Here is a 19,257-nt window from a genome sequence, read left to right as displayed (position 1 = left end):
AACTTTTAAAACAATTTTTTAGTATAATGACTGGTAAAAATACGTTTCTTTTTGAAATATAGAAATTTAAAGTCCCAAAAAGAAAGATACTTTTCTATTGAATCATTTTCTGATTATAACTTCTGATTGGATATTATTGGTATAAATATCAAATCAATTTGTATTTTTTGACTACTCTAAAATGTTCTACTGCTACAATAACTAAATAGATAGCCATAAAAAAGTAGAAACCATCGAAAAACCATTCAAAAAAGTTTCTAAAAATACTTTTATAACTATAATGACGAGACAAATCACTTAGTCTGTTTAAACCTGAATAAATCTTATAAAGACTAAAGGCCGTATAACCTACATATACTTGAAAAAATCGTCCATAAATTGTTTTTATTTTTAATTTCCAGATAAAATACATACTTATTATGTTAATTAAACAGACTAAAGAAAATACCGAATAAAAAAATAAATGTAAATTATAATAAACGTATTCTTCAGGTTTTAACGTTGTAATGGTTGTTATTAAAACACTAAAAATAACAACCGCTAGTAAAGAAAATTTGAAGAGATTTTTAGTAATCTTAGAAAATTTTTCTTTTACTATTCTTGGAGTCACAATTTTCTCCAAAGGATTAATTTCTTCCAATTCTTTTTCCCATTTAAGCATAGCTTTAGAAAAAGCAATTTCAAAATTAGATTCTTCGGTTTCTAATTCAATATCCGTTACAATGTGATCCAGTAATTCCAATTTAATTTCTTCATAAACCACACCTTTATCAATTAAAGTTTGGTCAATTATTGCGATTTGTTTGTTAGTTAATTTCATAATCAAACCAATTTATATTTTTTGATAATCTTAAAATGCTCCTTTGCAATCATGATATGATAAATAATCATAAAAAAGAATAAAGCAGGCATAAACCATTCTAAAAACATATTAAAAAAGGCACTTTTATCATAATGACGATGCAAATGAGTATGCCCATTAATAAACGTATAAATTATATAAAGATGTATAGCTAAATAAGAACAGTTTTTTTGAAAAAAACGTCCATGGATTGTTTTTGTCTTTAATTTCCAAATAAAAAATAAACTAATTATTATAATTAAGTACAAAACTATATATACTGAAGAAAAAACCATTTTCAAAACATTATAAATATATTCCTCTGGATTTAATTTTGTAATTATTATCATCAAAATACTAAAAGCGACAGCGAACAATAATGAAAGTAAATATTTCCTTTTTGAAAGTGAAGAATATTTTTCGATAATAATTCTTGGACCAACCAAATTACCCCAAAAACTAGAAGTTTCTTCCAATGCTTTTTCCCATTTAAGCATAACTTTAGAAAAGACAACATCAAAATCAGATTCTTCGGTTTCTAATTCAATATCCGTTACAATGTGATCCAGTAATTCCAGTTTAATTTCTTCATAAACCACACCTTTATCTATTAAGTTTTGGTCAATGATTGCAATTTGTTCGTTGGTTAATTTCATAGCCCGAAAAATTAAAATTCTAATTTTGGATTCACTAAACTCTGCATGTTTCTTATAAAATCTTCTAATTCCGAGAGTCGATTTACGGTTTCTTTTTCTCCAGATTCAGTGAGTTTATAATACTTTCGCATTCTATTATCTACTTTTTCAATTTCTACATCAAGAAAACCATCGGCTTCCAGTTTATGTAAAGCAGGATAAAGTGCCCCTTCGGTAATATTCAATTCCCCTTGTGTAATTGCTTTTACTTTTTGGGTAATTTCATAACCGTACATTTTACCATTTTCTTCTAATAGTTTCATGATAATAGTATTCAAACTTCCTTTATATAACTGTGAATTTTTCATAATCGCTTTCATCTTGAATCACAAACATACATAAGTTTCTTATACATAACAAATTTAGGTATGTAAATTTCAATCTTTTTGATTTTTAGAACTTATTCCGTTTGTTATCTTTGCTAAAAATTAAAAACACATGCCCAATTTTTTGAAACTCCTTATAAAAGAGGTAAAAAGAGAAACAGCTAATGCGGTTTCCATCCTTTTTAATGTGCCTGACGAATTAAAAGAAAATTATAAATTCATTGCAGGACAATATGTGAATCTTAAATTAACCCTTAATGGTAATGAGATTCGTCGTGCCTATTCTATTTGTTCCTCTCCTGAAAGTGGCGAATTACGCATTGCGGTTAAAGCAGTTAAAGACGGATTGTTTTCTCAATTTGCTAACACGCAACTTAAAGCCGGAGATGTTATCGAAGTAGGCAAACCGGAAGGAAAATTTACGCTTGAACCGGATGCACACCGTCAAAAAAATTATATCGCTTTTGCTTCCGGTAGCGGAATCACACCGGTTTTGTCCATCATTAAATCGGTTTTAAAAAGTGAGCCAAAAAGTTCTTTTGTATTGGTTTACGGAAATAAATCACCGGAAGAAACTATTTTTCATCAGGAATTACACGACTTGCATTTACAATACGTAAACCGATTCATGGTGCAATACGTTTACAGTCAGGTACAAGTTGAAGATGCTTTGTTTGGTCGTATTGACAAATCGGTGGTGAATTTTGTGTTAAACAACAAACACAAAGAAATAGAATTTGAAAAATTCTTTTTATGCGGACCAGAGCAAATGATTGACATGGTTTCGAATGTTTTGAAAGAGAAAAACGTAAAAGATTCGGCTATTAAGTTTGAATTGTTTACAGCATCTGCTTTTGAAAACGAAATTCAGGAATTAAGCGGTCATTCGAAAATTACCGTAATGGTAGATGATGAAGAAACTTCTTTTGAAATGTCGCAAAAAGAAACGATTCTGGAAGCAGCTTTAAAACAGGGAATTGACGCTCCTTATTCCTGTCAGGGCGGAATTTGCAGCAGCTGTCTTTGCCGTGTCACTGAAGGAAGCGCCGAAATGAGAAAAAATTCCATCCTGACCGAAAAAGAAATTGCCGAAGGTTTAATTCTAAGCTGTCAGGCACACCCAACATCAGACACTATTTATGTGGATTTTGATGATGTATAGGTAAACAACATCTTTAAAATATTTTTAAACCATTAAGAAATTAAGAAAATTGAGGTTATGCCTTAATGAAACTTAATCTCTTAATGGTTTATTTTTTCTGAATATTTTTAATACTCATTCCAAAATCAATATCACACGGGAAATATTTTGCATTTTTGTTTAAAACAATAATTATCATGGATTTACAAACTAGAAAAATTGAATTTGTACAAGAATTTCTAAAACTTCAAAGCGAAGAGTTAATTACTCAGTTTGAAAATTTATTGAAAAAAGAAACTCAAATGCGCACAAAATCAATGTCTGTAATTGAGTTAAACTCTAGGATTGACCAATCAGAAGATGATTTTAAAAATGGAAAATTCAAAACGAGTGATGAACAATTATCCAAATACAAATAATGGTTTTTAAAATAATTTGGTCTGATTTTGCAGAAACATAATTAGATTAAATTTTTGAATATTATCTTGAAAAAGCAGGAAATAGAGTTGCTAAACAGATAATTGAAAAAATCATTTTAGAACCCAACAAAATACTTTCACATCCTGAAATTACTCAAGTCGAAGAACTATTATTAGACAGAGAAAAAGAATACCGATATTTAGTTTGTGGCAATTATAAAATCATTTATTCAATAGATACCAAACAAAAATTGATAATGATTGCTGATGTTTTTGATACCAGACAAAATCCAGTAAAAATGAAACGAACAAAATAACAACTACAACTTGTATCTTTTATTATACCATGAAATCCATCAGAGAAATTTTTAAAAACAATCCTTCACTTTTGGACGAACCAGAAGTGCAACTTTTGATAGATTATTGCGAAGAATTGCAGAATGAAATAGTAGAGTTCAAATTTCAAAAAACAGACAATAAAGAACTCGCCATGCTTGATATGCTCAAAGAAGTAATTAAAGGCTGCAACGCAATTGAAAACGAACAAATGGAGCATGAACGATATGGCTATCCCGCACCCGATTTTCAAGAAACAATTTCAAATCTAAAAAAATATATTTATAGAAGATGTAGGGATGAAAAAATATATTTATAAAAATTTAATCTGCCAACTGTCTCTGAATACTAAATACTACCTTTTCCGGTAGAATACTTCGCATCGCATCTTCATAACCTTCCACCTTCTTATTTCCATAAACTGAAGTAGGTAATTTTGGAAACAAATTTCTATCAGCAACCAAGGCGTTTTCCAATGGCTGATTAAACGGCGAAAAACCGGCAAAAGGATGCGTCGCTCCCCAGAGTGTCACCACTTTTACGCCAAGCATAGCTGCAATATGAGCGTTTCCGGAATCCATAGAAAGCATCACATCAAGATTACTAATAAGTTGTAATTCTTGTTGAAACTTGATTTTTCCAGCCATATTGATGACGTTAGCATAAGGTTTCGAAATAGCATCTAAGATTTCAATTTCTTTCTTCCCTCCTCCAAAAAGAAGAATTTTATTAGAATGATTTTGAGCCAATTGAGCAATCACTTCCTGCATTAAATCCAAAGGATAAACCTTAGATTCATACTGCGCAAAAGGAGCAATTCCGATTAATTTTTGATGGTTTTCGCCAATAATAGCCCGAATTTCAGCACTTAAAATCGCTTTTTCAGGAAATTGTGGATTAGATAAATCAACAGCAAAACCTAACTGTTCAAAGACACTTACATGTCTTTCAAACATAGTTGGTAATTGTTTGAAAATCTTATTTTCGGTTCGGGTTAGAGCCTTTTTTTCGGCTCTTCCTTTATCAACTGCAGCCACTTTTTTTCCGCTCAGGGCAAAAAGTGTTCGCACAACCTTAGAACGAAGTACATTATGCAAATCGGCAAAAGCATCGATTTTTAATGGTTTCAAATCGGCAAACAATCGAATCAGACCCGGAAAGCCTTTATGACGTTCTTTTTCATCAAAAGCAAAAAAGGAAACATTAGGTATCGTTTCAAAAAAAGGCTTGAAAAACGGTCGCGAAATAACCGTTATTTTAACATTGGGATACTGTTTTACAAAAGCCCGTAAAACAGGCACCGTCATGGCAACATCTCCCATTGCGGAGAGTCTCATGACGGCGATATGTTGAATTTTTTTAGACAATTACTTAATGTATAAAAACCATTAAGAAATTAAGGCTCATTAAGTTTTACTTAATTTTCTTAATCCCTTAATGGTTGAAAATATGGTTTCTTATTTTTTATTCTGATACAAAACCGGATTCAATTCATCATCGTTGTACATTTTCATCTGTTTGTACACTTTCATGAATTTATCTCCATTTTCGATGTCTTTCAATAAATCGTCAATGGCTGTCGATAAGTCAGTTCTTTGTTCTAAAAGTACGTTTAATTTTTCCTGACATTTATCTCTGTGTTCCTGAGAAGCATCGGCACGGGTAGCTTCTTCCTGCATGTGATAGATTTTTAATGCCAAAATAGACAAACGGTCAAACGCCCAAGCCGGACTTTCTGAGTTGATTTTTGCATTCTCTTTTACAACAACCTTACTGTATTTTTGCAAAAAATAACTATCAATATATTCCACCATATCGGTACGCTCCTGATTAGAAGCATCAATTCTTCTTTTCAAAGTTAAAGCAGCTACCGGGTCAATTTGCGGGTCACGAATAATATCCTCAAAATGCCATTGCACCGTGTCAATCCAGTTTTTCAGATATAATAAATGTTCAAACTGATCCTTTGCATACGGATTGTTTATCGGCTGATCAACATTATCAAACTGATGATAATCTTTGATACTTTGTTCAAAAACGGAATAGGCTAATTTGGAAAACATCTTTATCTTTTTATTTAGACAAAGATACTTTTTATACTTTTATAAAAAAATTAGATTCCAACTTTCTCTAAGTCTTTCTAATCAAATTTCACAGGTTATGCAAATTCACTTTTTATCAGAAAAAAACAGTATTCTCAATCATTTTTTAGCAGAAATAAGAGATGTGAATATTCATAATGATGCCATGCGATTCAGACGAAATATGGAACGCATTGGCGAAATCATGGCTTATGAACTCAGCAAAGAATTAGAATATAAAAATGTCGAAATTCAAACGCCGCTTGGAATCAAAAAAACCACTCAAATTTCTGATTCTATTGTCCTTTGTTCGATTTTAAGAGCGGGATTAACTACGCATTTAGGTTTTTTAAATTATTTTGACAAAGCGGAAAACGGATTTATTTCGGCATACCGATACCATCCGAATAACAATGCTAATTTTGAAATTAAAGTCGAATATCAGGCCATTGCCGATATTACTGATAAATGTTTACTATTGGTTGATCCGATGCTGGCTACCGGACAATCTATTGTAGCTGTTTATAAGCGATTGATGGAACGAGGAACGCCAAAATCCATTCATATTGCCATAACCATTGCCGCTCCCGAAGGCATAGCTTATTTGCAAAAACATTTACCTGAAAATTGCCATTTATGGATTGCTGCTTTAGATAATAAACTCAACGAACACAGTTATATTGTTCCGGGAATTGGTGATGCCGGTGATTTGGCTTACGGAATCAAATTATAATTGGGAGAAAAAAGCAAATAAACTGCACAAAATCAAAACGCCTAAAGCCAATTCCTGATTCAGTTTTAACTGAGGCATTTCGATATGAGCCGTAGTCATCATAGCCAATGGCGCGATAGTAAAAATTAATAAATCATTGCTTTTGTTAGCCGAAATCACATAAATCACTATCGCAATTAAAAAAGCAAAAATTATTTTCTTGAACGAAGCATGCAATTGCAGTGGTCTGGATGACAAAGTCATTAGCATAGAAATAAGAAAAAACAAAGCAATCGTTGCATAAATAGAAAGCGCCGCATTTTGATAATTATTAGTAAAATAATCAATGCTGAAACTCATTTCTATTCCGCGGCTGATGTAATCTATTGCATCAGCATTGAACAGCAAGGAATACATTGCAAAAAGTATGGCTACCGCAAAAAAGGCAATGAAAGGCAAAAGCCAGTTTCTATAATCGCCAATAACATGCGAAATAATAGAAATAAACACCAAAACCAAATACAAAATACACCAAAAATGGAACAACGAAGCCACAAAAATCCATAAGGAAGCATCAAATATTTTTTCTTTGGAAGCTTTTTGCGATTGCAAAGAAACCAATCTTCTAAAGGCTAACAGAATAAAAAAATTAGCCAGAACTAAGTTGATATTTTGAAAAAGACCCGGGAAAAAAAGCAGGAAAATTAAATAAAACAAAATGCTGTAAGCACTGTCTTTGCTGAGTTCATTACGTCTTGAAATAAAACTGTTTATTAATGCCGAAAACAAAATTACCAAGCCAATTCCTATGTTTTTAAAAATTGAAACTACCGAATGAGACCAAGCTAAATCCTGAATTTGATAAATAAAATCAAAAAACAATATCAAAAATACTACTAAAGAAAAATTTAATGGTGTAGATTTTTTAAAAACACTTGTAATCATAAGGATATTTTATACTTTTGTGACTGTAAATATACTACTTGTTCAAATAAGGAAACGAGTTAAGACAAAATTATTATTCGCATGATAATTTTTATGATTTACCCCATAACAATTAATAAAATTTTAAATCTATATCATGAAAGCATTTTTCGAAGGAATACAATCACTTTTTGTTGATTTTCTTTTCAAACCACTAGACTGGTTACGTTCATTAGAATTAATTTCTTGGTTTGGAGCAAATACTCTAAACTGGATTTTTATGATTATTTGCTCGGCTGCAATTGTTTACTGGATTAAACAATTACGTATTTTTGACGATGCAGGAACTGAAAATCAAGATACTACTGCACATTCTTTCTTGAAATAAGAATAGAAAAAAATAAAAAAAACCGTCCTGAATAATAATCAGGACGGTTTTTTTATGCTTAATTGGTTTCGATTAAACTAAATCGAAACCAATATCTTTTCTGAAATACACATTTTCCCAGCTAATCTCTGCAACGTTTTTATACGATTGCGCCAAAGCTTCCTGGAAAGAATCGCCATAAGAAGTAATCGCCATTACACGACCTCCGTTAGTCACTACATTTCCATTGTCTAATTTTGTTCCAGCGTGGAAAACAATTGAATTTTGAACATTTTCCAATCCCGAAATTACTTTTCCTTTTTCAAAATCTTCAGGATATCCCCCTGAAACCATCATAACTGTTGTAGCACTTCTTGGATCAATTTTCAATTCAAATTCGTCTAATTTTTCATTGGCTACAGCCTGAAACAATTCTACTAAATCCGATTGTAATCTTGGAATAACAACCTCTGTTTCCGGATCACCCATTCTCACATTGTATTCAATAACCAAAGGTTCGTTTTTCACATTGATTAATCCAATAAAAACAAATCCTTTGTACGGAATTCCATCTTTTTGCAAACCTGCAATAGTTGGTTTTACAATACGTGTTTCAATTTTTTCCATCAAAACCGCATCTACATAAGGAACCGGAGAAACAGCTCCCATTCCACCTGTATTTAAACCTGTATCACCTTCACCAATACGTTTGTAATCTTTGGCTGTTGGTAAAATTTTATAGCTTTTCCCGTCAGTTAAAACGAAACAACTTAATTCAATTCCGTCTAAAAATTCTTCGATAACCACTTTTGAACTCGCAGCACCGAATTTTTGACCAACTAACATATTTCTTAATTCAGCTTTAGCTTCTTCTAAATCCTGAATAATCAATACTCCTTTTCCTGCTGCTAAACCATCCGCTTTTAAAACGTAAGGAGGTTGTAAAGTTGCTAAGAAATCACATCCTTTTTCAACAGTTTCAGCAGTAAAACTATCGTAAGCTGCTGTTGGGATATTGTGTTTTACCAAAAATTCTTTGGCAAATTCTTTACTTCCTTCTAAGGTTGCTCCAATTTTTGATGGACCAATCACAGGAATATTTTTCAAACTTTCATCGTTTAAGAAAAAGTCATAAATACCTTTTACTAAAGGATCTTCAGGACCTACCACAACCATTTCGATATTTTCTTTGATAACCAAAGCTTTGATTGCATCAAAATCGGTTACAGCAATCGCAACATTAGTAGCAATTTCGGCTGTTCCGGCATTTCCAGGCGCCATAAAAAGAGTGTCACAAAGCGGACTTTGAACCATTTTCCAAGCAAATGCATGCTCTCTTCCTCCTGAACCTAATAGTAATATATTCATGTCTTAAAATTTTAATTGAAAAAACTCATTTTTAGAGTGCTGCAAAAATAATTGCTTTTGAACGTAAAAAATAATTATTTAGTAAAAAGTTGTCGATTCTCCACGTTTAGTTGTTCTTATAATATTATTTTTGAAGAAATAACCACTTTCATGTTTTCTATTTTCGACCTTTCGCTGCAACTAAATGCCTTTCCCATAAAGAAAGCAAAATCCGATTTGGAACAAATAATTGCTTTTTCTGCCGAAGAAAAAAAGCAATTTATTGAAAATCAGAAACAAAATATTGTTGAATTCCACTTAGAAAACAATCCTTTTTATCATAAATTAGTTGGTTCAAAAAACTATAAAAACTGGGAAGAATTGCCCATTTTAAACAAAACTAATCTTCAAATTCCTTTAGAATCCAGACTTTCCAAAGGTTTTTCAACAAAAAACTGTTACATCAATAAAACTTCTGGTTCCAGTGGCGAACCTTTTATTTTTGCCAAAGACAAATACACACACGCCTTAACCTGGGCGTCTAATATATATCGTTTTGGTTGGTTTGGAATCGATTTTAATCGTTCGTTTCAGGCTCGCTTTTACGGAATTCCACTGGATTTTTTTGGCTATTATAAAGAAAGAATCAAAGATTTTTTGGCGCATCGGTATCGATTTCCAGTTTTTGATTTATCGGATGCTGTTTTGGAAAAAATACTTAAAAAATTTCAAACTAAAAAATTTGAATACCTCAACGGTTATACCAGTTCCTTTGTTTTGTTTGCTAAATTTTTACGAAAACGAAAGCTTATTCTAAAAGATATTTGTCCTACTTTGAAAGTCTGTATGGTCACTTCAGAAATGCTTTTTGAAGATGATAAAAACCTTTTGGAAACCCAATTCGGAATCCCAATTATCAACGAATACGGTGCCTCGGAACTGGATTTAATTGCCTTCCAGAATACTCAAGGCGATTGGCAAATCAATTCTGAAACTTTGTTTGTGGAAATTTTGGATGAAAATAATAATCCTGTTCCAAATGGAACTGAAGGTAAAATTGTAATTACATCTCTGTTCAACAAAGCGCATCCATTTATTCGCTACGATATTGGCGATATTGGAATTCTGGATGAAAAAAGCACTTTGGACAAACCAATTCTAAAAAAATTAATTGGTAGAACCAACGATTTTGCATTGTTGCCAAGTGGCAGAAAATCACCTGGATTGACTTTTTATTATGTAACCAAATCCATTATTGAAGACGACGGAAACGTCAAAGAATTTGTCATTAAGCAACTTGAAATAGATCAATTTGAAATCGAATACGTCAGCGAAACCGAATTAGATTTGGCACAAATTCAAAAGATTGAACAAGCTATTGCATTGTATTTGGAACCTAATCTTCATTTTAATTTCATTCGAAAAAACAGCTTAAAAAGAACCTCTAGAGGAAAACTGAAACAGTTTACTTCGTTGTTATGACGTAATATTTCTAGATTTCCTCAATATTTTATGTTTGAACTTTCTAAAGAATAATTTCAAAATTGGAGATCACAAATTGTGATGTCAAGTTTCAATAGGACTTGAATTAGTTTTAATAATATGAATGAAAACAGGGCTTTGTGGATGATTGGTTGTTGTTTGGTAGAAAATAAGTAGAGAAACCCTACTTTTAAACTAGGAAAAATGTCAATTTGGAATTATTTAAATTAAAAAAATGAGTTTTAAAGAAATTGAAAAATATAAAACAATGGATGCCGTGTATTATAATTTATTGTATCGGCTTTTATATAGTGCGAAAGATTTTAAGCCTTTGGAAATATTTAAAGAAGCTGAAAGCCAAAACAAAAAAATACACTTAAAAAGGGATCGATGGAAAGAGTTGTTTGCAAATAATCCAACTATCGATTGGGAGGATATTATTTTGAGAGAAGATTTAGAAATAAAGTAAAAAAACAGTTTATGAGACTAGAAACAATATTTGATTATAACCCAACCGAAAGAGAATTAATCGATATTCGTTTTGATTCACTTTCACTATGCTTAAAATTTGGAATTAATATAAAAGAAAGTATTACACTGGAACTTTATAAAAAACTTGTTTCACAGCAAAACGCTTACTATGATTTAGCAGTTTTATTTGAATTTAGAAATGATCCAGTAAAGGCGAATGAATATTGGGATAAATTACCTAAAGAATACAAAATAAACGGTCTTGGTTATGATGATAAAAAATGTTTTTTAATGTAGCTATTTAACTATATTTTATATATATTAATGAAAATAAACATTATATTTACTTATATTTAATACTTTTGCACTAAAATTAAAATCAATGGCGACAGAAATTTCAAAAATAAAAGCTTTTGAATACCTGACAATAAGACTTATAGAATGGTTTAACGAAAGTGTTGATTCGTCCATTGATAACGATATTAGTACTTTGAAAGCGCTAAAACTACTTTTCTTTGTGTCGTCAGTTGGTACTGTAAAAGATTCAATGGGTACTTTGCTTGATAGCCCGTTTAATAATTTTGTTGCAATGCCATACGGTCATGTTGAGAGCGATATTTATAGTGCTATGAAACAAGGCAAAATAAAAAATATAAAAATTGACAACTCTAAAACAGTAATTGTAAATTTAGGTAGTATTTTAGAATTATCGGATGAAATTAAAAAACAGATCGATAATGCGATTGAAACTTTAAAAGTTGCTAATTACAAATTGATAAATCTTTCCTCATTTGAGTTAGTAGAATTAAGTCATAGGTGGTTTTCTTGGAAAAAAAATTATCAAATAGCACTAAAAAACAATGCTTTTATGAGTGCTATTCAGGTTAATGAAATTAAAAGTGAGGATAAATTTTACCAATTATAAATGGTTTTTAAAATATCAACTTTATTAAATGATACTTTTTTAGATAAGCCTGATTGGTATATTTCTTTTATTGATAAATCTAAGATAGATCAAGATCAACTACGCAAATTCTTTCATTCTAAATTAATAGATATTACGGATCTGTTAGTTGAATCAATATTGATTGGGGAGTATGAAAAAAATCTGAATTTTGAGGATACATTAAATTCAGTGTTAAAAGAAGCGTCATCAGTTTACGGTAATTTGGTAAATGAAATGATCGAAGATTCTGGACTTTTAAATTCTACACAGGATTTTATTAGCGGAATAAATGTTTTATTGTCAGGATATAGTAATTTCAATACGGTACTAACTATTCATAAGTCATCTCCAAATTATGATGTGCTATTTGCTTCTTCACCAAATAGTAATGCTCTTATTGATGATTTGAAATTTCCAGACGAAGTTATTGGCGGTTTTTTGAACTTTTTTAGGACTTTGCAACTTAATCGTTTTGATCATTTTTTCGATGAAGGTATTGAGTTTTTTAAAGACTTGATTGAACTAGAAAATTTGATTAATAAAAGCAAATATCCATTTAAGCATAGTAGCGCACTTCAAATTAAAATATCTTTTTTAAAATATAAGTGGGTTATACGGCAAAATACTACATATCAAAATATTGATGGCCAGTTCTCTGTCAAAACTTATTTTATAGATAATGAATTGTTTTCTGTGTTGGATACTCCGGTTTTAGCGATAGAGAATAGTACCTTAAATGAATGGAAAAATTATTTAAATTTTCACTACGAATACAGTGGTAAAGATTATTATATAAAGAAGTACAATGAGTTAAAATTAAAAAATCTTAATGATTTAAATTTTTATCAATTGCATTTTTTGATAAAATACCATAAAGATATTAAAAAGGATTACGAAAATTTATCCAGCGTAGTAAGTGAAATTGAGGCAAGGGAGAATGAATATTCGTCAAATAAGAGTTTGTATTTTAAAAATTTAAATTACGCATTAAATAATCAATTTTCTTTACTTGTTGAGAAAGACTCTGTGGATGAGATCGTTGTAGTGAATTTACTTGGGAAAATTAGAAATTTGCAAAACAAAACAGGTAGTGATAACTTTTTTTTAGAATATAAATATTTAAAATATTGTGTAAAAAAATTAAGGTTGCTTATTGAAAACAGAGAGGCATTTGATACGGAAATACCAGTTAAAAGATATTTAAGAGAAATTAGAGAGTTAATTTCAGATTGTGAGAAAAAAATTGGTTGGTCGCAAAATCACCATAATTTATTGTACCAGTTGCCTTATGAAGAAAGTTTAGTTAAATATAATTCTGATTCTTTGGAGTCGGTTTATTATGCTTCTTCTTTTTTACTGCCTCTTTCTGTTGAACAAGCTTACAATGACATTCAAAAAATAAAAATTGATTTCAATAACGATTTTAATCATACAGAAGTTTATAATTCACTAGACAAGGAGTTTAACCAAATTAAATCACTTAAGTTAAGTGTAGCTGAAAGTGAAAAGAAGTCTATTGAAACAATTTCTATATATACGGCCATAATCTCATTCATTGTGGGTAGTGTTTCGGGATTTTCTTTTATTGATTCGTTTTATAAAGCCATTGTGTTTTTATTGATTTTTTCAACATCTCTTGTTTCTTTTTTACTTCTAGTCTTTATTTCTACAAAAGGATTTGAAAAAATTTATAAGTTCAAAAAAGTCATTTTGATGGTTTACGCAGGTGTTGCTTTGATAACTGCTGTAGTGTTTTATTTTAAAAAACAGAATGATGTATTTGAACAAGAAAAAAGCAAGCAAACTGTACAGAAAGAGATAAAAAAACAAATTGATTCATTTTCGAAGATTCAAGTTATAAAATATAAAGAGCTTCAAAAGGAGTTAGAAGAAATAAAAGTTTCTAATAAACGAAGTGGTAAAAAGTAATAGTTTTGTTTAGAATAAATATAAATTGTCTATTCTTGTGGATTTATACCAGTTTTCTACCAAAATAATCGTTTATCTCGTAATTTACTGTAGTTTAGTTGATTATGTTGTTTTTTAAAAGTTCAGGTGGAACTAGTAAAAAATAACCCTATATTTTATTTAAAATATCATCTTGATGTTATAGAGTGTTTCGAATTACGAAAAAACTTTACAAACCAAGAACCAAAATTGGTTACAAAAAAGATTAAATTTTCTTGCTATACTTAGGTTTTATAAGCAATTGTGTAAACAAAAAACCAATCATACAAAACACAGAAACCAACCAATTGTAACCATGAAACTGCCTGTAAACAGCAAAATTATATTGAATTAATTTGGTTTTTGAAGTAGAAAGTGAATTATCTCTCAGCCGATAATAAGCCAAACTTTCGGGAACTGGTTTTGCCGTTTTGATTTGCTTTAAAATAGTGAGCCAATGCATCCAATCCTGGCGTTTCCGAATGCTGGAAATACATATTTTTCCAAAAAAATCCACATCGTAAATTCCGGTTAAGTTGCCCACATAATTGCAAAAAAACAATTGACGATAGGTCAAATTTCGTGGCGCTTCTACCCTTTTATGTATAGAATTTCCCTGTTCGTCAATACATTCGTAAAAAGAAAAAGTAAAGGGTAAATTATGGGTTTGCAAAAATTCAATCTGCTTTTCCAATTTTTCGGGCTTCCACAAATCATCAGCATCCAAAAAAGCAATGTATTTTCCTTTGGCTTTCGCCAAAGCAGTATTTCGGGCTATACCTGTACCGGAATTCTTTTCCAACGGATGAAACTGAATTCTATCATCGGTTAGAAAAACCTTTATTGTATCGGGAGTTCCATCTGTTGAGGCATCATCAACCAGAATAATTTCCCAGTTTTGATACGTTTGATTTTGAACAGATTGAATAGTATCCGAAATGTATTTTTCAGCATTGAATGTTGGAATAATAACGGATACTAAAGGTTTTTCCATTTATTTAATATAATCGGTAAAATCCTTGTGTTCTTCTTTAGAAAGTTCTTCCGGAGATAAGGATTTGAAATATTCGTAAGTAATTTTCATTCCTTCTGCACGACCTACTTTAGGTTCCCAACCTAATAACTCTTTGGCTTTTGAAATGTCCGGCTGGCGCTGTAAGGGATCATTTATCGGCAACGGATGATAGACAACCTTTTGGTTGGTTCCTGTCAATTTAATGATTTCCTCAGCAAAATCTTTGATGGTAATTTCGTCGGGATTCCCAATGTTTACTGGAAATACATAATCTGAATGTAGTAAACGGAAAATTCCCTCCACCTGATCATCTACATAACAAAACGAACGGGTTTGCATACCATCTCCAAAAATAGTCAAATCTTCGCCACGAATCGCCTGACCAATAAAAGCAGGAATAACACGACCGTCATTGAGACGCATTCTTGGTCCGTAAGTATTAAAAATTCTAACAATTCTGGTTTCAACCCCATGAAAAGTATGATAAGCCATCGTAATGGATTCCTGGAAACGTTTCGCTTCGTCATAAACTCCTCTCGGACCAATGGTATTTACATTTCCATAATAATCTTCCGTTTGCGGATGCACCAATGGATCTCCGTACACCTCAGAAGTTGAAGCTATCAAAATTCGGGCTTTTTTAACTCTGGCCAAACCTAACAAATTATGTGTTCCCAACGAACCTACTTTCAAGGTTTGAATTGGAATTTTTAAATAATCAATCGGGCTTGCCGGAGAAGCAAAATGCAGAATATAATCTAATTCACCCGGAACATGCACAAATTTGGTCACATCGTGGTGGTAAAACTCAAAATTTTCCAATTTGAATAAATGTTCGATGTTTTTTAAATCGCCTGTAATGAGATTATCCATCCCAACAACATGATAGCCTTCTTTTATAAAACGATCGCACAAATGAGATCCTAAAAATCCCGCAGCACCAGTAATTAGTATTCTTTTCATCTTTATATTTTAACCCTCGCAAGGTATAAAAAGCATTCCAATTGCTTTATTATCCTCTTATTTTATATTGAAAATTTGTTCTAATATTTTAATTGTAATCAGGTAAGTTGGCTTTACTCCGGTAGTTCCTAATCCGCCCGAAGCCAGAGTACTTCCGGTTTCCAAAGGATTATCCGAAGCGTAATAGGCATAACGCACTTTGACATCTTTTGGAATGCTTTTTCTAATTTTCGAAGCCGATTGTATCGCTTTTTGATAATGCGAACCTTCCATTTCCAGACCAATCACACCCCAGGTTGACTCGTGGAAAAATTTGAGTAAATCTCTGTTTTGCAACGAAGTTCCCAAAACGGTAACCATCGCTCCTTCGTAAACGGCAATGCCATTTCCTGTAAACATTTCGGCGGTTAATTCGTTTTCGAAATAATAATTATCCGCCGTTCCTTCATTGATATGCGCATTCGGAATCATAATATCACCTTTTCCGCCTTCGAGAATTCCTGCTTTTCCCATAATTGAAACCGACTGAACATTAAGAAAAATGTTCTTTTTATAGGGTTTTAACAACTCATCCACCGTTTCATAAGCCTGTTCACCAAAAGCATAATCCATCACAATCAGTACTGGTTTTTGTTCGCCAAAATTAGCTTTCGGAAAAGAAGTCGTTGCCCAGTCAATTTTGGCCGTATCAAAAATTTGTACGTCAATATTAGCTCCTGAATTTTCCGGCAGGGAAATCATTCCTTGTTGTAAAGCAACTTCTTCCACCAAAATTCGATTTCCATTGGCGTTAGACTTACTCAATTCTTCAAAAATTTCAAAATCCGATTTGCCTTTTAAAGTCGATTTCAAAGCATTTTTAGCAAAAATAGAATTCATCACCGAGTGCATATTGGCACTAATAATATGAATAGGACGCTCTAAAAGATGATTGGTTTTTAAAACCTCCTTGATATGCGTTGCCCAGATTTCGCCGTGAATATGATGTCCTAAACGTTCTCTGAGAATAGGACTAAAGGTAATCGTTCTTTTGTTATTAGTAACCACTTCTTCCATGGCTAATTTTCCTAACCAAAAAATAATGCATAAAAACCGATCCGGATTTTCTTCGGAACCAAAATCATCATAGATTTCCAATACATCTTCAAAACTACGACCCAAAATATTTGCCGCATGTGAAATGGCAATTTCCTTTTCGACCAAAGTCAAAGCATCGGTTTTTAAAACCGCTTCTTCCAGTTTTAACCAATCGCGGGACACTTCGCCGGCATCATCGATTAAAACTCTGTTTTTTATTTTATGCGATTCGATAAAAATAAAAGTCAGATGTGTCAGAATATCATAAATATCCGAACGCCCACGGGTAATTTCGATATTCATTTGTTCGGCATCAATTCGATAACAATTGCGTCTCCTTTTTGGAGGAACTATCGCTTGAAAATGCGATTTAGAATAACCTTCATCCGAAGTTAAATTGATATAACGGCATTCTTCAATTCCTAACGGCAGTCGCTCAATAACATACAAAAGTCCGTTGAGTTCGACTTTTTCATCTGCTATATTTCCATAAATTTCGGGGCGTAAAGTCATCAATGCTTCCCGCAAAGTATCACCAGAAACTCCCATCGGTTTATAAAAACCTCTATTGAACAAATGGCGCATGGTAATGTACATTTTTTCAATTGCCGCTGAGGATTCCTGAGCACGGGTTCTGGATGTATTCTTAGTTTCTTTCATTGTTGTTTTTAGTTAAAAAATCAGCAATTTTTCGATCGTTAGATAATCTCGGAATTTTATTTTGTCCGCCTAGTTTTCCAATCGATTTCATGTATTCCTGAAATCCATTTTTAGGCACTTTGGTAATGACTACTTTTTGCAAAATATTACCCACAATCAAATCATCATAATAAATATTTTGTTTGCGCATGGCATTGTCTATCGCTTCCGCAAAAGCATTCATGTCCTCCGGTTCTTGTTCAAACTCGATAAACCATTCGTGATAAGGCAATCCTTCAAGCGGATTGATTTGAGGCGCCACCGTAAATTCATTCACCCGAATAGTAGTTCCTTCCATGGCTTCCTGCAAAGCACATTCCACCTCTTTACCAATCACATGTTCACCAAATGCCGAAATATAATGTTTGATTCTTCCTGAAACAATCACCCGATATGGTGCTAAAGATGTAAACTGAACCGTATCACCAATGTTATAACGCCAAAGTCCGGCATTGGTAGAAATAATCATCACATAATTCACGCCCAATTCTACCTCACCAATGGTATAAGAACGCGGGTTTTCATTATAAAATTCCTCTGATTTGATAAATTCATAGAATATTCCCGAATTCAACAATAACAGCATTCCCTTTTCTTTTTGAGAATCCTGATAAGCAAAAAATCCTTCCGAAGCCGGAAACAATTCGATACTATCTACTTTTCTTCCAATCAGATTTTCAAACTTCGCGCGATAAGGTTCGTAATTCACACCGCCATAAATGAACAAACTGAAATTCTTGAAAATCTCACCAACTGGCTTTTGACCTTTTTGCTGCAAACGCTCAAAATACATTTGCACCCAGGATGGAATTCCCGAAATCACCGTCATATTTTCGGCAAAAGTTTCCTCCACAATGGCATCTATCTTGGCTTCCCAATCATCCATACAATTGGTTTCCCAAGAAGGCATGCGGTTTTTTTGCAAATATTTCGGTACAAAATGCGCTACAATTCCGGAAAGTCGGCCAAACTGGATTCCATTTTTTTGTTCCAAAATTGGGCTTCCCTGCAGAAAAATCATTTTGCCATCTACAAAATCAGCTTTGCCCGTTTCATGGATATAACTCAAGATGGCATTTCGAGCCGCTTCAATATGATACGGCATTGATTCCTTGGTTAACGGAATGTATTTTGCTCCCGAGGTCGTTCCCGAAGTTTTAGCAAAATATAGGGGTTTACCTTTCCACAAAACATTTTCTTCCCCTTTGACTACTTTTTCCACATAAGGTTTTAAATCTTCATAATCACGAATGGGAACTTTTTTAGTAAAATCTTCAGTAGTTTTTATATGGACAAAATCATGGTCTTTCCCAAACTGTGTTTGTTGCGCTTCCTGTATTAAATTTTCAAAAACCGCTAGTTGAGTTGCAACTGGATTTTTGGCCCAAGTCTGCGTTTTTTTGTGAATATGTTGAGCAAATAATTTTGCCGCTATTGCTTTTATTGACATTTTGTACTTACTGATTTA

The 19,257-nt window shown here is 32.1% G+C and carries 22 protein-coding genes; 11 read left to right on the top strand and 11 right to left on the bottom strand.

Annotation, left to right across the window (positions count from 1 at the left end; translation table 11 throughout):
- Nucleotides 1–148 precede the first annotated feature (148 nt).
- From B6A10_RS00525 to B6A10_RS00515, 3 genes are read right to left on the bottom strand one after another with little or no spacing between them, the layout of a single operon-like run.
- Nucleotides 149–820, bottom strand: coding sequence for a hypothetical protein (locus tag B6A10_RS00525; RefSeq protein WP_188219291.1), 672 nt, complete (start codon nucleotides 818–820; stop codon nucleotides 149–151).
- Nucleotides 821–822: 2 nt separating this feature from the next.
- Nucleotides 823–1,497, bottom strand: coding sequence for a hypothetical protein (locus tag B6A10_RS00520; protein ID WP_188219290.1), 675 nt, complete (start codon nucleotides 1,495–1,497; stop codon nucleotides 823–825).
- Nucleotides 1,498–1,508: 11 nt separating this feature from the next.
- Complete coding sequence (locus B6A10_RS00515; RefSeq protein WP_026712854.1) at nucleotides 1,509–1,844, bottom strand: PadR family transcriptional regulator; 336 nt, start codon at nucleotides 1,842–1,844, stop codon at nucleotides 1,509–1,511.
- 130 nt (nucleotides 1,845–1,974) lie between these two features.
- Between B6A10_RS00515 and B6A10_RS00510 the strand changes: the two genes are divergently transcribed.
- The 4 genes from B6A10_RS00510 (at nucleotide 1,975) to B6A10_RS00495 (ending at nucleotide 4,077) form a co-directional block, all read left to right on the top strand.
- On the top strand, nucleotides 1,975–3,024 hold the full coding sequence (locus B6A10_RS00510; protein WP_188219289.1) for a ferredoxin--NADP reductase: 1,050 nt from the start codon (nucleotides 1,975–1,977) through the stop codon (nucleotides 3,022–3,024).
- A gap of 176 nt (nucleotides 3,025–3,200) precedes the next feature.
- A complete protein-coding gene (locus B6A10_RS00505; RefSeq protein WP_188219288.1) occupies nucleotides 3,201–3,422 on the top strand; it encodes a hypothetical protein in 222 nt (73 codons plus the stop codon).
- A gap of 50 nt (nucleotides 3,423–3,472) precedes the next feature.
- On the top strand, nucleotides 3,473–3,739 hold the full coding sequence (locus tag B6A10_RS16330; RefSeq protein WP_317171989.1) for a type II toxin-antitoxin system RelE/ParE family toxin: 267 nt from the start codon (nucleotides 3,473–3,475) through the stop codon (nucleotides 3,737–3,739).
- 29 nt (nucleotides 3,740–3,768) lie between these two features.
- A complete protein-coding gene (locus B6A10_RS00495; protein ID WP_188219287.1) occupies nucleotides 3,769–4,077 on the top strand; it encodes a hypothetical protein in 309 nt (102 codons plus the stop codon).
- 4 nt (nucleotides 4,078–4,081) lie between these two features.
- On the opposite strand, the gene B6A10_RS00490 is transcribed toward B6A10_RS00495, so the two are convergent.
- Nucleotides 4,082–5,095, bottom strand: a complete 1,014-nt coding sequence (locus tag B6A10_RS00490) for a glycosyltransferase family 9 protein (protein WP_188219286.1) — start codon at nucleotides 5,093–5,095, stop codon at nucleotides 4,082–4,084.
- A gap of 120 nt (nucleotides 5,096–5,215) precedes the next feature.
- Nucleotides 5,216–5,821 carry a DUF4254 domain-containing protein gene (locus tag B6A10_RS00485; protein WP_188219285.1) on the bottom strand — a complete coding sequence of 202 codons (606 nt, stop codon included), beginning with the start codon at nucleotides 5,819–5,821 and terminating at the stop codon, nucleotides 5,216–5,218.
- 97 nt (nucleotides 5,822–5,918) lie between these two features.
- On the opposite strand from B6A10_RS00485, the gene upp reads away from it, so the two are divergent.
- Nucleotides 5,919–6,572 (top strand): uracil phosphoribosyltransferase, encoded by a 654-nt coding sequence (upp, locus tag B6A10_RS00480; RefSeq protein WP_188219284.1) that lies wholly within the window; start codon nucleotides 5,919–5,921, stop codon nucleotides 6,570–6,572.
- Here the strand turns inward: upp and B6A10_RS00475 are convergent.
- Complete coding sequence (locus B6A10_RS00475) at nucleotides 6,567–7,496, bottom strand: DUF6427 family protein (RefSeq protein WP_188219283.1); 930 nt, start codon at nucleotides 7,494–7,496, stop codon at nucleotides 6,567–6,569. The genes upp and B6A10_RS00475 overlap by 6 nt on opposite strands.
- Nucleotides 7,497–7,632: 136 nt before the next feature.
- Between B6A10_RS00475 and B6A10_RS00470 the strand changes: the two genes are divergently transcribed.
- Nucleotides 7,633–7,863, top strand: coding sequence for a DUF6341 family protein (locus B6A10_RS00470; RefSeq protein ID WP_188219282.1), 231 nt, complete (start codon nucleotides 7,633–7,635; stop codon nucleotides 7,861–7,863).
- Nucleotides 7,864–7,935: 72 nt separating this feature from the next.
- On the opposite strand, the gene purD is transcribed toward B6A10_RS00470, so the two are convergent.
- Nucleotides 7,936–9,210: a phosphoribosylamine--glycine ligase gene (gene purD, locus B6A10_RS00465; protein WP_188219281.1), complete on the bottom strand. Its 1,275-nt coding sequence runs from the start codon at nucleotides 9,208–9,210 to the stop codon at nucleotides 7,936–7,938.
- 150 nt (nucleotides 9,211–9,360) lie between these two features.
- Between purD and B6A10_RS00460 the strand changes: the two genes are divergently transcribed.
- The 5 genes from B6A10_RS00460 to B6A10_RS00440 all read left to right on the top strand — a co-directional run bounded on the left by B6A10_RS00460 (nucleotide 9,361) and on the right by B6A10_RS00440 (nucleotide 14,017).
- A complete protein-coding gene (locus B6A10_RS00460) occupies nucleotides 9,361–10,671 on the top strand; it encodes a phenylacetate--CoA ligase family protein (protein ID WP_188219280.1) in 1,311 nt (436 codons plus the stop codon).
- Nucleotides 10,672–10,906: 235 nt separating this feature from the next.
- On the top strand, nucleotides 10,907–11,140 hold the full coding sequence (locus tag B6A10_RS00455; RefSeq protein WP_188219279.1) for a hypothetical protein: 234 nt from the start codon (nucleotides 10,907–10,909) through the stop codon (nucleotides 11,138–11,140).
- Nucleotides 11,141–11,151: 11 nt separating this feature from the next.
- Nucleotides 11,152–11,439 (top strand): hypothetical protein, encoded by a 288-nt coding sequence (locus tag B6A10_RS00450; protein WP_188219278.1) that lies wholly within the window; start codon nucleotides 11,152–11,154, stop codon nucleotides 11,437–11,439.
- A gap of 85 nt (nucleotides 11,440–11,524) precedes the next feature.
- The gene (locus B6A10_RS00445; RefSeq protein ID WP_188219277.1) at nucleotides 11,525–12,067 is read left to right on the top strand and encodes a Panacea domain-containing protein; all 543 of its coding nucleotides are present in this window, start codon (nucleotides 11,525–11,527) and stop codon (nucleotides 12,065–12,067) included.
- A complete protein-coding gene (locus B6A10_RS00440; protein ID WP_188219276.1) occupies nucleotides 12,068–14,017 on the top strand; it encodes a hypothetical protein in 1,950 nt (649 codons plus the stop codon).
- A 244-nt stretch (nucleotides 14,018–14,261) separates the two neighbouring features.
- Here the strand turns inward: B6A10_RS00440 and B6A10_RS00435 are convergent, their stop codons facing one another.
- The 4 genes from B6A10_RS00435 to B6A10_RS00420 are packed head-to-tail and all read right to left on the bottom strand — an operon-like array spanning nucleotide 14,262 to nucleotide 19,239.
- The gene (locus B6A10_RS00435) at nucleotides 14,262–15,029 is read right to left on the bottom strand and encodes a glycosyltransferase family 2 protein (protein ID WP_188219275.1); all 768 of its coding nucleotides are present in this window, start codon (nucleotides 15,027–15,029) and stop codon (nucleotides 14,262–14,264) included.
- On the bottom strand, nucleotides 15,030–16,013 hold the full coding sequence (locus B6A10_RS00430; RefSeq protein WP_188219274.1) for a UDP-glucuronic acid decarboxylase family protein: 984 nt from the start codon (nucleotides 16,011–16,013) through the stop codon (nucleotides 15,030–15,032). It abuts the gene before it with no gap.
- Between the two features lie 57 nt (nucleotides 16,014–16,070).
- Complete coding sequence (locus B6A10_RS00425; protein ID WP_055091729.1) at nucleotides 16,071–17,750, bottom strand: DUF6909 family protein; 1,680 nt, start codon at nucleotides 17,748–17,750, stop codon at nucleotides 16,071–16,073.
- Entirely contained in the window at nucleotides 17,737–19,239 is a 1,503-nt protein-coding gene (locus tag B6A10_RS00420) for a GH3 auxin-responsive promoter family protein (protein WP_188219273.1), read from the bottom strand. The genes B6A10_RS00425 and B6A10_RS00420 overlap by 14 nt, the downstream gene beginning before the upstream one ends.
- Nucleotides 19,240–19,257 lie beyond the last annotated feature (18 nt).

Origin of the sequence: Flavobacterium pokkalii, assembly GCF_014596575.1 — a bacterium.
In the GTDB taxonomy this organism is placed as follows: Bacteria; Bacteroidota; Bacteroidia; order Flavobacteriales; family Flavobacteriaceae; genus Flavobacterium; species Flavobacterium pokkalii.
Note: the sequence above shows the minus strand (reverse complement) of the source record. Positions and strands in the feature narration are given on the sequence as shown.